Origin of the sequence: Streptomyces sp. NBC_01190, from assembly GCF_045039895.1 — a bacterium.
Classification (GTDB): Bacteria; Actinomycetota; Actinomycetes; order Streptomycetales; family Streptomycetaceae; genus Actinacidiphila.
Genome location: NZ_CP108580.1, coordinates 6,454,358 through 6,469,105, shown reverse-complemented (window position 1 = coordinate 6,469,105; position 14,748 = coordinate 6,454,358). Strand labels below are relative to the sequence as shown.

At 72.7% G+C, this 14,748-nt stretch carries 12 protein-coding genes; 10 read left to right on the top strand and 2 right to left on the bottom strand.

Annotated features, from left to right (window positions below):
• Nucleotides 1-6 precede the first annotated feature (6 nt).
• The 5 genes from glgX (at nucleotide 7) to OG519_RS27135 (ending at nucleotide 7,856) form a co-directional block, all read left to right on the top strand.
• Nucleotides 7-2,145, top strand: coding sequence for a glycogen debranching protein GlgX (glgX, locus tag OG519_RS27155; RefSeq protein WP_405589086.1), 2,139 nt, complete (start codon nucleotides 7-9; stop codon nucleotides 2,143-2,145).
• Nucleotides 2,146-2,207: 62 nt separating this feature from the next.
• Nucleotides 2,208-4,730: a malto-oligosyltrehalose synthase gene (gene treY, locus OG519_RS27150; protein ID WP_405589083.1), complete on the top strand. Its 2,523-nt coding sequence runs from the start codon at nucleotides 2,208-2,210 to the stop codon at nucleotides 4,728-4,730.
• A gap of 358 nt (nucleotides 4,731-5,088) precedes the next feature.
• A complete protein-coding gene (locus OG519_RS27145) occupies nucleotides 5,089-5,628 on the top strand; it encodes a hypothetical protein (RefSeq protein WP_405589080.1) in 540 nt (179 codons plus the stop codon).
• 252 nt (nucleotides 5,629-5,880) lie between these two features.
• Nucleotides 5,881-7,620, top strand: coding sequence for a malto-oligosyltrehalose trehalohydrolase (gene treZ / locus OG519_RS27140; protein ID WP_405589077.1), 1,740 nt, complete (start codon nucleotides 5,881-5,883; stop codon nucleotides 7,618-7,620).
• On the top strand, nucleotides 7,617-7,856 hold the full coding sequence (locus OG519_RS27135; protein ID WP_405589075.1) for a hypothetical protein: 240 nt from the start codon (nucleotides 7,617-7,619) through the stop codon (nucleotides 7,854-7,856). The genes treZ and OG519_RS27135 overlap by 4 nt, the downstream gene beginning before the upstream one ends.
• Before the next feature lie 45 nt (nucleotides 7,857-7,901).
• Here OG519_RS27135 and OG519_RS27130 read toward each other — a convergent pair whose 3' ends face one another.
• Nucleotides 7,902-8,894 carry a PPK2 family polyphosphate kinase gene (locus OG519_RS27130; RefSeq protein ID WP_405589072.1) on the bottom strand — a complete coding sequence of 331 codons (993 nt, stop codon included), beginning with the start codon at nucleotides 8,892-8,894 and terminating at the stop codon, nucleotides 7,902-7,904.
• A 79-nt stretch (nucleotides 8,895-8,973) separates the two neighbouring features.
• Entirely contained in the window at nucleotides 8,974-10,041 is a 1,068-nt protein-coding gene (gene zapE / locus OG519_RS27125) for a cell division protein ZapE (protein ID WP_405593039.1), read from the bottom strand.
• A 71-nt stretch (nucleotides 10,042-10,112) separates the two neighbouring features.
• Here zapE and OG519_RS27120 point away from each other — a divergent pair, with 71 nt between their 5' ends.
• From OG519_RS27120 to OG519_RS27100, 5 genes are all read left to right on the top strand, one after another.
• Entirely contained in the window at nucleotides 10,113-10,886 is a 774-nt protein-coding gene (locus tag OG519_RS27120; RefSeq protein WP_405589069.1) for a pyrimidine reductase family protein, read from the top strand.
• 400 nt (nucleotides 10,887-11,286) lie between these two features.
• Nucleotides 11,287-11,736 carry an indole-3-glycerol phosphate synthase gene (locus OG519_RS27115; RefSeq protein WP_405593037.1) on the top strand — a complete coding sequence of 150 codons (450 nt, stop codon included), beginning with the start codon at nucleotides 11,287-11,289 and terminating at the stop codon, nucleotides 11,734-11,736.
• Between the two features lie 271 nt (nucleotides 11,737-12,007).
• A complete protein-coding gene (gene murC / locus OG519_RS27110) occupies nucleotides 12,008-13,429 on the top strand; it encodes a UDP-N-acetylmuramate--L-alanine ligase (RefSeq protein ID WP_405589067.1) in 1,422 nt (473 codons plus the stop codon).
• Between the two features lie 10 nt (nucleotides 13,430-13,439).
• Nucleotides 13,440-13,844 carry a peptide-methionine (R)-S-oxide reductase MsrB gene (gene msrB / locus OG519_RS27105; RefSeq protein WP_405589064.1) on the top strand — a complete coding sequence of 135 codons (405 nt, stop codon included), beginning with the start codon at nucleotides 13,440-13,442 and terminating at the stop codon, nucleotides 13,842-13,844.
• 132 nt (nucleotides 13,845-13,976) lie between these two features.
• Nucleotides 13,977-14,702 carry a peptidyl-tRNA hydrolase gene (locus OG519_RS27100; protein WP_405589061.1) on the top strand — a complete coding sequence of 242 codons (726 nt, stop codon included), beginning with the start codon at nucleotides 13,977-13,979 and terminating at the stop codon, nucleotides 14,700-14,702.
• Nucleotides 14,703-14,748: the final 46 nt, after the last annotated feature.

Below are 14,748 nucleotides of genomic sequence, written 5' to 3'. Positions count from 1 at the left end.
CATCACATGCAAACCTGGCCGGGTCATTCCTATCCTCTCGGCGCGACCTTCGACGGGGCGGGCACCAATTTCGCGGTGTTCTCCGAAGTGGCGTCGCGGATCGAGTTGTGCCTGCTGCACGACGACGGCTCCGAGACAGCCGTGGAGTTGCGGGAGGCGGACGCCTTCGTCCGCCACGCCTATCTGCCGGGGGTGATGCCCGGGCAGCGGTACGGCTTCCGGGTGCACGGTCCCCACGATCCGGCGAACGGGCACCGCAGCAACTCCGCCAAGCTGCTCCTGGACCCGTACGCCAAGGCCATGAGCGGCAATATCGACTGGGACGAGGCGGTCTACGGTTACCGCTTCGGCCAGCCCGACTCGCGCAACGATCTCGACTCGGCCCCGCACACGATGGCCTCGGTCGTGGTCAACCCGTACTTCGACTGGGCGGACGACCGTCCGCCCAGGATCGAATACCACAAGACCGTCATCTACGAGGCCCACGTCAAGGGCCTGACGATGTCCCACCCGGGCCTCCCGGAGGAGATCCGCGGCACCTACGCGGCGCTCGCCCACCCGTCCGTGATCAGCCATCTGGTGGAACTCGGCGTGACGACGCTGGAACTGATGCCGGTGCACCAGTTCATCCAGGACCACCGCCTGGTGGACGAGGGGCTCGTCAACTACTGGGGCTACAACACCATCGGCTTCTTCGCCCCGCACCACGACTACTGCTCGCTGGGCGACCGCGGCCAGCAGGTGCTGGAGTTCAAGACGGCGGTGCGCGCGCTGCACCGGGCCGGTATCGAGGTGATCCTCGACGTGGTCTACAACCACACCGCGGAGGGGAACCACCTCGGCCCCACGCTGTCGATGCGCGGCCTGGACAACGCGTCGTACTACCGGCTGACCGGCGACAAGCGCTATTACATGGACACGACCGGCACCGGCAACAGCCTGCTGATGCGCCATCCGCACGTGCTCCAGCTCATCATGGACAGCCTGCGGTACTGGGTGACCGAGATGCACGTGGACGGTTTCCGCTTCGACCTGGCGGCCACCCTGGCCCGGCAGTTCCACGAGGTGGACCGGCTCTCGGCCTTCTTCGACCTGGTCCAGCAGGACCCGGTGGTCTCGCAGGTGAAGCTGATCGCCGAGCCGTGGGACGTCGGCGACGGCGGCTACCAGGTCGGCAACTTCCCGCCGCTGTGGACCGAGTGGAACGGCAAGTTCCGCGACACCGTACGGGACCTGTGGCGCGGCGAGAGTGCCACCATCGCCGAGTTCGGCTCCCGGCTCACCGGCTCCTCCGACCTCTACCAGGACGACGGCCGGCGCCCGCTGGCCTCGATCAACTTCGTCACCTGCCACGACGGTTTCACGCTGCGCGACATGGTGTCGTACAACGACAAGCACAACGAGGCCAACGGCGAGGGCAACCGGGACGGCGAGAGCCACAACCGGTCCTGGAACTGCGGCGTCGAGGGCGAGACCGACGACCAGGGCGTGCGGGCGCTGCGCGGTCGGCAGATGCGCAACTTCATCGCCACCCTGATGCTCTCCCAGGGCGTCCCGATGATCTCGCACGGCGACGAGTTCGGCCGCAGCCAGCAGGGCAACAACAACGTGTACTGCCAGGACAACGAGCTGTCCTGGCTTCCCTGGCCGGGCAAGCGGGGCACCTCGGACGAGAACGACGAGGCGCTCCAACTGCACGAGTTCGTCAAGAGCATGGTGTGGCTGCGCCGGGACCACCCGGTCTTCCGCCGCCGCCGCTTCTTCCACGGCGGCCCGACCAAGGGCGCCGGCGGCGAGCTGTCCGACATCGCCTGGTTCACCCCGGCGGGTCAGGAGATGACCCAGGACGACTGGCAGGCGGCGCACGCCCAGACGTTGGTGGTGTTCCTCAACGGCAACGCGATCTCCGAACCGGGAACGCGCGGCGAGACGATCACCGACGACTCCTTCCTGCTGATGTTCAACGCGTCGTTCGAACCGCACGAGTTCGTGGTGCCGGAGGCCCACGGCGACGGATGGTACCTGGTGGTGGACACCGAGCGGCCGGACGGAGTGCCGCCGGGCACCGGTGAACGGGTCCAGCCGGGCGATCGGCTGCTGCTGGCCGACCGCAGCGTGGTGGTGCTCCAGCGGCCGGCCGACTGAGCCGGCGCGAGGGAGACGAACAGCACGCGCCGACGACCTCGATCCGGGGTAGACAAGACCCCATGACCGCAGACTCCGTGACACCCGGCTCGACGTACCGGGTGCAGTTGCAGCCCGATTTCACCTTCGCCGACGCCGCGGCGGCGGTGCCCTATCTGGCCGACCTGGGCGTGACCCATCTGCACCTGTCCCCGGTGCTCGAGGCGGTACCCGGCTCCACCCACGGATACGACGTGGTGGACCACAGCCGGGTCCGTACCGAACTGGGCGGCGAGCAGGGGTTGCGCGCGCTGTCCCGTACCGCCCGGGAGCACGGCCTCGGGCTGGTACTGGACATCGTGCCCAACCACATGGCGGTGCCGGTCCCGCAGCACCTCAACCCCCAGCTCTGGGCGGTGCTGCGGGACGGCCCGTCCTCCCGCTACGCGTCCTGGTTCGACATCGAGTGGTCGGCCCAGGACGGCAAGGTGCTGCTGCCGGTGCTGGGCGAGCCGCTGGCGGACGCGCTGAGCGGCATGTCGCTGGTGGACGACGAGGCCGCCGGCGGCCGGGCGCTGGCCTACTACGACCACCGCTTCCCGCTGCGCCCGGGCACCGAGGACCTGCCGCTGCCGGAACTGGTGGCCGCGCAGCACTACCGCCCGGCGTACTGGCGGGACGCGCGGACCGAGCTGAACTACCGCCGCTTCTTCACCATCTCCGATCTGATCGCGATCCGGGTGGAGCACCCGGAGGTCTTCGAGGCCAGTCACGCGACGGTGCTGCGGCTGCTGCGCGAGGGGGTGGCGGACGGCCTGCGGATCGACCACCCGGACGGGCTCGCCGACCCGGCCGGCTATCTGCGGCGGCTCGCCGAGGCGAGCGGCGGCCGGTGGACGGTGGTGGAGAAGATCCTCCAGCGCGACGAGTGGCTGCCCGCGGACTGGGCGTGCGCCGGCACCACCGGGTACGACGCGCTCGACCGTATCGACGGGCTCTTCACCGATCCGGCGGGGGTCGCCGAGGTCAGCGACTTCTACCGCGAGTTCACCGGGATCGAGGACGATCTCGGCGGCCGGTGGGCGCCGACCGTGGGCCGGGCGGCGCGGCGGGTGGTGACCCACGACCTGGCCACCGAGGTCTCCCGGCTGCGCCGCACCGCCGAGCGGGCCCGCGCCGCCCTTCCGGGTGAGGCGCTCTTCCCGCCCGAACTGCTCACCGAGGCGCTCCAGGCGCTGTTGGTCCGGGTGCCCGTCTACCGCGCGTACGTCGTCCCCGGCGTCCCGGCCACGCCGGAGGACACCGCGATGCTGGAGCACGCGACCAGGGAGGCCCGGGAGGCGAGCGCCCCTGAGCTGTGGCCGGCGCTGGACTTCGTCCGGGACCTGGCGCTCGGCCGGGCCGGCGGCGACCCGGAGCAGGCCGCCGCCGTACAGGCCGAGGTCACCGCCGAGCCGGCTGACCCGGCTGACCCGGCTGACAGGGCCGACACGCCCGACACCGCGGACTTCATCGCCCGCTTCGCCCAGGTCGCCTCCGCGCTGCACGCCAAGTCCGTCGAGGACGCGGCCTTCTACCGGTATGTGCCGCTGCTCTCGCTCTGCGAGGTGGGCCGTGATCCGGCCGAGCCGGACACCACACCGGCCGAGTTCCACGCGTACTGCGAGCGGCTGGGCCGCGAACGGCCCGGCTCCGGCACCGTGCTGTCCACCCACGACACCAAGCACAGCGCGGATCTGCGGCTGCGCCTCGCGGTGCTGACCGAGGTGCCCGGCGCCTGGCGGGAGTGGCTCGGGAAGCTCGCGGCGCCCGGCGCCGAGCCGGCGCCCGACCGGCACACCGCCTACACCGTCTTCCAGACCGGCGTCGGCCTCGACTCCGGCCACCACGACCGGCTGGTCGCGGCAGCGCTGAAGGCGGTCCGCGAGGCCGGTCTGCACACCACCTGGACCGAGCAGGACGCGGCCTACGAGCAGGCCGTCGCCGACTTCGCCGGGCGCGGGCCGGGCGGCGCCCAGGTCGAGCAGGTCAAGGACTTCGCCCGCGGCCTGGCCGACTACGCGGCGGCGAACGTCCTCGGCGCCGCGCTGCTGCACCTGACGATGCCCGGCGTGCCCGATGTCTACCAAGGCACGGAGTGGCCGGTGCGCACCCTGGTGGACCCGGACAACCGCGAGCCGATGAACGGCCCCGTCGCCGGCGTCGAGCGGTCCGGCAGCCACGACACGCTGCGCGGCCTGCTGGCCGGCCGGGCGCCCGGCTCCTTCGACGAGGCCAAGCTGCGGCTGACCGCCGTCGCCCTGCGGCTGCGCCGCGACCATCCGGAGTGGTACGGCCCCGGCGCCGCGTACGATCGGCTGGCGGCGGCCGGACCGGCGGCGGAGCACTGTGTGGCCTTCGTCCGCGGCGGCGGCGCGCTGACCGCGGTCACCCGGCTGTCGCGCCGGCTGGAGGACGCGGGCGGCTGGCGTGACACCGCGCTCACCCTGCCGCCGGGCCGCTGGCGGGAACAGCTCGGCGGGGGTACCTACGAGGGCCGGGTACCGCTGGCGGAGCTGCTGGCGGACTCCCCCGTGGCCCTGCTCACCGAGGTCACGCGGAGTTGAGGTGCTGACCTCACTGTGACCTCGCTGACGTCTCGCCGACGTCGCCGGACGCGCCGAGCTGATCCTTCGGCGGCTGTCCGTCCGCGCCGATCCGCCGGATCTGGCGTTCGGTCGGCACGGTGATCTCGTCGAGCCCGTCGAGCCCGTCGAGCCGGTCGAACGCGTCGAATCTATCGAATCCCGTCGAACCCGCGGTGCCCCGACAGGCGCCGCGGGTCGGGCGTTCTCCCCGAGCACGGCCCGGCGCTTTCCGGCCACCCCTCGTCCGTCGCTTTCCGCCAGGAGTGGGAGCGCGCCGGGCGAGGCGCGGCCGCGGCGGGACGATCGATTGTCAGACCCCGCTGTTACGTTCCGTGGCATGACGACCATCGAGACGGATACGGATTCGCTGCTGGGGCGGCTGCTCGGCATCCCGGAGGCCGAGGAGTTCCTCGCCTGGCCCGGTGACTTCGAGCCCTCGCGGGCCGGGCACGGCGAGGAGATACGGCTGCGCTCGGGCGCTCCGCTCCAGGCCATCGCCGGGGACAGCGGCGGCGGGACATATTACCAGGTGGGCGTCGGGCACGGGACCGACCGACCGGTGCTCTACGCCAGTTCGGAGGGCGAGGGCGGCCTGATCGCCGAGTCGCTGCCCGAGGCGCTGGAGCTGCTGATCGGCCTGCCGTACTGGCAGGACTGCCTCCCTGGGCGCGATTTCCCGCTGGTCGAGCTGGAGGCCGAATACCGTTCGACCTTCCCCGATCTGGACCGGCGCCGGGACCGGGTGGCGGAGCTGCTCGGCCTCGGTCGCCCGGCCGCGCCGGCTCTGGTGGAGCGGCTGCACACCTCGGTCGGCCGCAGCTTCCCGGAGTATCTGCCGGTGGCCGCCTCGGGGGAACCCTTCACACCGCTGAGCTGACGGTTCGGCGCCGCGTGGTGGACAGGGCCGAAGCGGGGTAGTCGTCGCTCGGGGGCGGGCAGGACCGGGCCGGGCGGTACCGGTCCTGGGCGGGACCGCCGGGATTTCGGCCGGATCAGGCCACGGCCCGGGCATGGAGGTGCCCGGGGCATGGGCATGCATAGGGCCGGGATTCCGGTACCACCCGGCACGACCCGATAGAACCGCAGCAGAAACCGATCGCCGACCGATCGCATCAGACGGGAGCCGTGCGTGCTGTTCGAGGTATGGGCACCCAATGCCCAGCAGGTGGAGATCTCGATCGAGGGCCGATCGGAGACGCTCCGCCCCGACCCGTCGCGCGCCGGCTGGTGGCAGGCCGACCTGCCGGCCGCCGACGGCGCCCGCTACGCCTATGTGCTCGACGGCGGGCCCGCGCTGCCCGACCCGCGCTCGCGCCGCCAGCCCACCGGCCCGGACGGCCCCAGCGCCGTGGTGGACCATGACCTCTTCCGCTGGCAGACGCCCTGGCCGGGCCGCGGCCTGCCGGGCGCGATCCTCTACGAACTGCACGTGGGCACCTTCACCCCCGAGGGCACCTTCGACGCGGCGATCGAACGCCTCCCGTATCTGGCCCGGCTCGGCATCACCCATGTCCAGATCATGCCGGTCTGCCCCTTCCCCGGCACCAACGGCTGGGGATACGAGGGGGTTTCGCTCTGGGCGGTGCACGAGCCCTACGGGGGCCCGGAAGCGATGAAGCGCTTTGTCGATGCGGCGCACCAGCACTCCCTGGGTGTCGTACTCGACGTGGTGCACAACCACTTGGGGCCCTCCGGCAACCATCTGCCGAAGTTCGGTCCGTACTTCACCGATCTGCACAACACGCCCTGGGGCGACGCGGTCAATCTCGACGCGCCCGGCTCGGACGAGGTGCGGGACTTCCTGATCGGCAGCGCCCTGTCCTGGCTGCGGGACTACCGGCTCGACGGCCTGCGGCTCGACGCGGTGCACGCGCTGGTCGACACCCGGGCGCTGCACTTCCTGGAGGAGCTGTCCACCGCGGTCGACGGGCTCTCGGCGGCGCTCGGCCGCCCGCTGTTCCTGATCGGCGAGTCCGATCTCAACGACCCGCGCACCACCGCGCCCCGCGAGGCCGGCGGTCTCGGCCTGCACGCCCAGTGGAGCGACGACTTCCATCACGCCGTGCACACCGCGGTCACCGGCGAGGCACAGGGCTACTACGCCGACTTCGCCGCCGCCGGCCCCGGCGCGGTCGCCAAGGTCCTCACCCACGGCTTCTTCCACAACGGGAGCTGGTCGTCCTTCCGCGGCCGGCACCACGGGCGCCCGCTGGACACCAGCGAGGTGTCCGGGCACCGGCTGCTCGCCTACAGCCAGACCCACGACCAGATCGGCAACCGCGCCACCGGCGACCGGCTGACCCTCGACCAGCTCGGCGCCGCCGCCGCGCTCGTCCTCACCGCGCCCTTCACCCCGATGCTCTTCATGGGTGAGGAGTGGGGCGCGGCCACCCCCTGGCAGTTCTTCACCGACCACGGCGACCCGGAACTGGCCGCGGCCATCACCCGGGGCCGGCGGCGGGAGTTCGCCTCGCACGGCTGGGCCGAGGAGGATGTGCCCGACCCCCAGGACCCCGCCACCCGCGACAACTCCGTCCTGGACTGGGCGGAGCCGGAGAAGGCCGCCCACCGGGAGCTTCTCGACTGGTACCGGGCGCTGATCGCGCTGCGCCGGGCCGAGCCGGCGCTCACCGATCCGCGGCTGGACACGGTGGCCGCGACCGCCGGGGGCCGCACCCTGGTGGTGGCCCGCGGCCCGTTCCGCGTGCTGGTCAACTTCTCCGACACGGCGGCCCAGATGCCGCTCGACGTTCCCTGCCAGGTCGTGCTGGCTCGCCCGGAGTGCAAGCTGCTGCCTGGCCCGGCCGTGCGGTTGCCTGCCCGCGGGGCCGCCGTGCTGCGGGCCGAGAGCGTTACGGTGGAAGCATGACCGCGACAGATCGAGCAGACCAGGATGCCCGGGAGATCCGGGCGGCGCGGGACGCCGGGAGTCCCGCGGCGACAGCGGCACCGGACGCCTCGCGGCGCCCGGCCGAGGACGGCGCGGCGCTCGCCGACTGCGTGCTGTGCGGCGAGCCGACGGAGTATCCCGCCAGCACGCGTGGCGCGACGCTGTGCCCGGTGTGCGCGTGGCAGGAGGCCCAGCGCACCGCGTGCTCCGGCTGACCGGACCCGGCGGACCGGGCGGGCACCCTGCCGAAGGGTGCCCGCTCAGGTCGTGGCCAGCAGCAGACGCCGGTTCTCGGCCACGTCGAAGTCCGCCTCCGGGTAGGAGGGGGCGAGTTCTTCGAGGTGTTCGAGCAGCAGTCGGCTGATCGCCCAGTTGCGGTACCACTTGTGGTCGGCCGGGACCAGGTACCAGGGGGCGTTCTCGGTCGAGCAGCGTTCCAGCACCGTCTGATAGGCGGCCTGATAGGCGGGCCACAGCTCCCGGTCCTCGATGTCGCCCGGGTTGAACTTCCAGTGCTTGGCCGGCTCGTCGAGCCGGGCCAGCAGCCGCCTGCCCTGCTCCGGATAGCCGATGTGCAGAAAGACCTTGACCACGGTGACGCCCTCGTCGGCGAGCGACCGCTCGAAGCGGTCGATGGTCGCGTAGCGGCGGCTCCAGACGGCGCGCGGTACCAGCCGGCGCACCGGGGCGACCAGGACGTCCTCGTAGTGCGAGCGGTCGAACACCCCGATCTCGCCGGCGTGCGGCAGCGCGTTGCGGATCCGCCAGAGGAAGGGGTGGCGGAGTTCCTCGGCGGTGGGCGCCTTGAAGGCACGGACCCGGACGCCGGCCGGGTTGAGGCCGGTGACCACGTGCTTGAGGGTGCCGCCCTTGCCCGAGGTGTCCATGCCCTGGAGGATCAGCAGCAGCCGGCGCCGGTCCCCGGCCACGCTCGACGCGAAGAGCCGCTCCTGGAGCTCGGCGAGCCGCGGCCGCATCCTCTCGATGTCGGCGAGCCCGTGTTTCTTGTCCTTCGGACCGCCCGGGGTGGCCGCCGGGTCGTACGCCATCAGGTCGACCGTGCCGCTGTGCGGCGGGATCCGCAGCAGGGAACGGAGACCCGCGCCTGAGCGGTCCGGTGCGCCGCCCTCGGCCGAGGACGACGTGTGCCCCTGCTTCGGTGTGCTCTTCGCCGCGTCCTTCGCCGCACCCTTCGACGGGTGCTTCGAGCCCTTCGAGTCCTTCGAGGTGCCCTTTGATGTCGATTTGGCCATGCCATTGATCGTGCGCCCGCCGAGGACGGCCCGCCACGCCACGGCTTCGGCGGGCCCCCGACCGGCGTAGCGCGCGCCCTCAGCCCCCGACGCTCAGCCGTTCGCCGTCCCGGGCCAGCGAGGTCAGCCGGGACACCGCCCTGAAGTACTTCTTGCGGTATCCGCCGGCCAGCATGTCCGCGCTGAAGAGCCGGTCGAAGGGTGTCCCGGAGGCCATCAGCGGCACCTCCCGGTCGTAGAGCCGGTCGGCGAGCACCACCAGGCGCAGCGCGGTGGCCTGGTCGGTGATCTGCTCGACGCCCCGCAGGAACACCGCCCCGATCCCGTCGCACAGCGCCCCGTAGCGGCTGGGATGGACGGTGGCCAGGTGCCCGGTCAGCGCCCCGAAGTCGTCGAGCGCCGCGCGGGGCGTACGGTGCGCCGCCGCGGTCACCTGCTCGTCGGTGTACGGCTCGGGAGCCTCCGGCAGACCCCGGTGCCGGTAGTCCTCGCCGTCGATCCGCAGCGAGGTGAACCGGGCCGACAGACCCTGGATCTCCCGCATGAAGTCGGCGGCGGCGAACCGGCCCTCGCCGAGCCGGCCCGGCAGCGTGTTGGAGGTCGCGGCCAGCTTCACCCCGGCGTCGGCGAGCCTGCCGAGCAGGGTGGAGACGAGCACCGTGTCACCCGGGTCGTCCAGCTCGAACTCGTCGATGCAGACCAGCCGGTGGCCCCGAAGCGCCGCCACAGCCTGCCGGAAACCCAGCGCGCCGACGAGGTTGGTCAGCTCCACGAAGGTGCCGAACGCCTTCCGCTCGGGCGGGGCGTCGGTGGCGTGCCACAGCGAGGCCAGCAGATGGGTCTTGCCGACCCCGTATCCACCGTCGAGGTACACCCCGCCGGGAGCGGGGGGCGCCGCCGGCTCCCGGCGGAACCACTTCTTGCGGCCCCCGGCCCGTTCCGCCCCGAGCGCCGCGGCGAACTCGGTCAGCCGCTTCACCGCCGCGGTCTGGCTCGGCTGTCCCGGGTCCGGCACGTACGTGTCGAAACGGACGGAGTCGAAGCGCGGCGGCGGGACCATGTCCGCGACCAGGCGCGACACCTCCACCTCCGGCCGACGTTCGCTGAGCGCTACGGGCCCGGTCGTCATCGAGCTCCCCTCGGACATCACGCTGGTGGGCACGGTTGCCCAGCTTAATGGGCCGCCCGTTACGGGCGAGGCCGTGCGAGACTCTCGCCATGCAGCGGCTCTTCCCCCGCCAGGAGTCCGACCCGACGGACGAGCGAGCCCTGGACACCGTGCTCGGCCTCGCCGACGCCTACGCCTATCCCGCCGACCGGTCGCCCGGCACGCCCTATCTGCGGGCCAACATGGTCGGCTCCCTGGACGGCGCGGCGCGGGCCGACGGCAAGTCCGCCCCGCTCTCCTCCCCGGCGGACATGCGGATCTTCGGCACGCTGCGGGCTCTGTGCGACCTGGTCCTGGTGGGCGCCGAGACCGTACGCCAGGAGGTCTACCGGCCGGCCAAGGCCCGGGAGGCCTTCGCCGCCCGCCGCGCCGCGCTCGGCCAGAGCCCGGCGCCCGCGATCGGGGTGATCTCCCGCCGGCTGGATCTGGACTTCGGCGCGCCGCTCTTCACCGCGCCCCTGGTCCCGACGCTGGTGCTGACCGGGGCCGGCGCCCCGGACAGCGCGCTGGCCGAGGCCCGCGCGGCCGGCGCCCGGGTGGTGATCGCCGGCGAGGGCGACTGCGTCGACCCGGCCCTGGTGGTCCGCGCGGTCGGCGACCTCGGCTACACCCGGCTCCTGCACGAGGGCGGTCCGAGGATCCTCGCCCAGTTCGCGGCGGCGGACCTGCTGGACGAGGTGTGCCTGACCGTCTCCCCGATCCTGGCCGGCGGGGACGCGCCCCGGATCATCAACGGCCGGCGGGTGCTGCCCCCGGCCCGCTTCCGGCCGCTGTCGATCCTGGAGGAGGACGGCTTCCTCTTCACCCGCTACGTGCGGTCTTGACCACAAAGGGCGGATAAAGCGGAATCCTCCGTTCCGCATACCTCGCGCGTACCCCCGCACATACCCTCGCACCGCGACACGGGTCGCCGTGCCGGGTGAAGATCGGGGCAGGATGGAGGTGAGGCGATCCGGTGGCCGAATGCGGCCGGTCCTCCCGGGCAAGCCGGTGAGACAGCCCGCGCGGGAGCCCCCGGAGAGCCTCGACAGCGCGACATGAGAGCGGCGCAGGAGCGATGTGGGAGTTGATGTGGGAGTTGATGTGGGAACGGATGCAGGAGCGGACACCGGAACCGATGGGGGGATCGACATGGGGACAGGTGGGGGGATTGACGGGGTGGCTGACGTGGGAGCGACGAGAGGGAAGGACCCGTCCGTGTTCACGACGTTCACGACCGTGCTGATGATCGAGAAGCCGCTCGCCGCCGCCGATGTGGAGATGCTCACCACCCTCCACGGCGACGAGCCGGTCTCCTTCTTCGTCCTCATGCAGCCCCGCGGCGACCAGGACCGCCTGCTGCGGGCCGTGGACGACGTGGCGCTCGGCCATCTCGACGAGGCGGCCCGGGAGAACGTGGTCCCGCACGGCCCGGACGCCGTCCCGCCGGCCGAGAAGGCGCTCGCCTATTCGATCGAGGTGCTGCGGCAGGCCGGCGCCGAGGCGGACGGCAAGGTGGTGGAGACCCATCCCCTGGACGCGCTCCGCGCGGTGGTGGAGGAGCGCGCCGCGGACGAGGTGATCGTGCTGACCGCACCGCACTTCGTGGAGGAGTTCTTCCACCGCGACTGGACCTCCCGGGCCCGGCACAAGGTCGGCGTCCCGGTGCTGAAGCTCTTCGCCGAGCAGGAGTGACCGGCACCCGCCCCGGGGCTCCCGGGCCCCGGTGACGGCGGGCGGGCGCGGCAGCCGGCACCGGGGCCGGCAACGCGTCCGCGCGGTTGTCCACAACGCTGTCCGCGGGCGGCGGTCGCGGGATGCAAGAATCGGGCCTGCCAGTCGGTTCCGGGCAGCCGGTCCGGCCGGCCCGGGCACGTCCGGCCCGGTCGCGAGCCGGTCGAGCCAGTTCACGCACCCCCAGCCAGTCCAGTCAGTACGGCAGTAGAACACCCCGGGAGACCCGCGCATGAGTCCGTCCGTTCCCCCCGCCCTGGAGCGACCGCACTTCATCGGCATCGGCGGCGCCGGAATGTCGGGCGTCGCGAAGCTCCTCGCCCAGCGCGGGGCGCGGGTGGCCGGCAGCGACACCAAGGAGTCGGAGACGGTCGAGGCGCTGCGGGCGCTGGGTGTCACCGTGCACATCGGCCACGACGCGGCGAACCTCGCCCCGGACGCCACCGCCGTGGTGGTCTCCAGCGCCATCCGGGCGGAGAACCTGGAGTTGGCCGCGGCCGGGGAGCGCGGTGTCCCGGTGGTGCACCGCAGCGAGGCACTGGCCGCCCTGATGGAGAGCGGCCGGCCGATCGCGGTGGCCGGTACGCACGGCAAGACCACCACCACCTCGATGCTGGCCGTCGCGCTCACCGCCCTCGGTCTGGAGCCGTCGTATGTGATCGGCGGCGACCTGGACGTGCCGGGCTCCAGCGCCCGGCACGGCGACGGCGAGATCTTCGTCGCCGAGGCCGACGAGAGCGACCGCAGCTTCCACGCCTACGCGCCCGAGGTCGCGGTGATCCTCAATGTGGAGCTGGACCACCACGCCAATTACGCGTCCCTGGAGGAGATCTACGAGTCCTTCGAGACGTTCGCCCGCGGTGTCCGGCCGGGCGGCACCCTGGTGATCTCCGCCGATCAGCACGGCGCGGTCGAGCTGACGTCACGGCTGCGCGGCCGGAGCTCGCTGAAGATCGTCACCGTGGGCGAGTCCGAGGACGCCGATCTGCGGATCACCCGGATCAGCCCGCGCGGGCTGACCAGCGAGGTCACCGTGGTGCTCGACGGCCGGATGATGACCTTCACCGTCTCGGTGCCCGGCCGGCACTACGCCCACAACGCGGTGGCCGCGCTCGCCGCCGGTATCGCCGTCGGCGCCCCGGCCCGCAATCTCGCGTCGGCCCTCGCCCAGTACACCGGGGTCAGGCGGCGCCTGCAGTTCAAGGGCGAGGCGGCCGGGGTCCAGGTGATCGACTCCTACGCCCACCACCCGACGGAGATGGCCGCCGATCTGGAGGCGATCCGCGGCGCGGTCGCCGGCACCCCCCGGCCCGACGGCGGCGGGGACCCGCGGGTCCTGGTGGTCTTCCAGCCGCACCTGTTCAGCCGGACCCGGGAGCTGGGCGCGGAGATGGGCGCGGCGCTGGCGGCGGCCGACGCGTCGGTGGTGCTGGACATCTATCCCGCCCGTGAGGACCCCATTCCCGGGGTGACCAGCGAGATCATCATCGAGGCGGCCCGGGCGGCGGGGGCCGACGTGGCGGCCGGGCACCAGCGGGCGGCGATTCCCGATGTGGTGGCAGGAATGGCGAAGGCGGGTGATCTCGTTCTAACGATGGGTGCGGGCGACGTGACCGATCTGGGGCCGCTGATTCTCGCCCGGCTCGAGAGCTGAGAGGACGTCCATGTCGTATGAAGTGAAGAAGACCGACGAGCAGTGGCGTGCGGAGCTGTCCCCGCAGGAGTACGCGGTCCTGCGCGAGGCCGGCACCGAGCGTCCCTTCGTCGGTGAGTACACCGACACCAAGACGGAAGGCGTGTACTCCTGTCGCGCCTGCGGGGCGGAGCTCTTCCGCTCCGACACCAAGTTCGAGTCCCACTGCGGCTGGCCGTCCTTCTACGACCCGGCCGACTCCGACGCCGTGGAGCTGATCGAGGACCGTACCCTGGGCATGACGAGGGTGGAGGTGCGCTGCGCCAACTGCGGCTCGCACCTCGGCCACGTCTTCGAGGGCGAGGGCTACCCCACGCCGACCGACCAGCGCTACTGCATCAACTCGATCTCGCTGCGGCTCAACCCCGCCGCGTAAGTCCGTCCGCCGGGCGGCCGCGACCCTCACCGGTCGCGGCCGCCCGGCGGCGTTCTCCGCGGCTGGGCGCGGGCCGGGCGGACCGGACCCCGCGCCGCCGGACGGGCCGCACCCCGATGGCAGACTTGGCCTGTGAACAGCTCTTCTGCCGACGCCCCGGAATCCGGCCCCTTCGAGCATGAGGCGATCGACCGGGACGCCGCCCCGCAGTACGTCCTGCCCCTGGTGGTCCGGATGGAGCGGGACGCGCCGCCGTCCCGTACCGACGCGCTGGAGACCGCGGCCAGGGCCGTACTGACCCTGCTCAGCGACGAGCGGGCGACCGCCGAGGACGGCGAGTGGACCGCGCTCGTGCGGGACTGGCAGGACGCGCGGATCAGGAAGGTGGTCCGCCGGGCCAGGGGCGCCGAGTGGCGCCGGGCCGAGGCGCTGCCGGGCATCACGGTGACCGGGACCACCGCGGAGGTCCGGGTCTTCCCGCCGGTGCCGCTGGACGGCTGGCCCAAGGATCTGGCCAGGCTCCAGGTGGGCGGCACCGAGCTGGACGACCCCGAGGCACCGGCGCCGGCCGATCCGCGGTGGCCGGTGCTCTGGATGAGCCCCGAGGTCGCCATGTCGGCCGGCAAGGCGATGGCGCAGGCCGGGCACGGCGCCCAGCTCGCCTGGTGGGAGCTGAGCGACGACGAGCGGGACTCCTGGCGCAAGGCGGGCTTCCCGCTGGCCGTCCGCACCCCCGCGGCCGCCGCGTGGCCCCGGCTGGTCGCCGCCGGCCTGCCGGTGGTCCGCGACGCGGGCTTCACCGAGATCGCGCCCGGTTCCTGCACCGTCGTCGCCGACCATCCGGCGCTGCGCGGCTGAGGCGGCGGGCGAAGGGCCCGGGTGGACCAGAGGGGCCGGGCAAGGC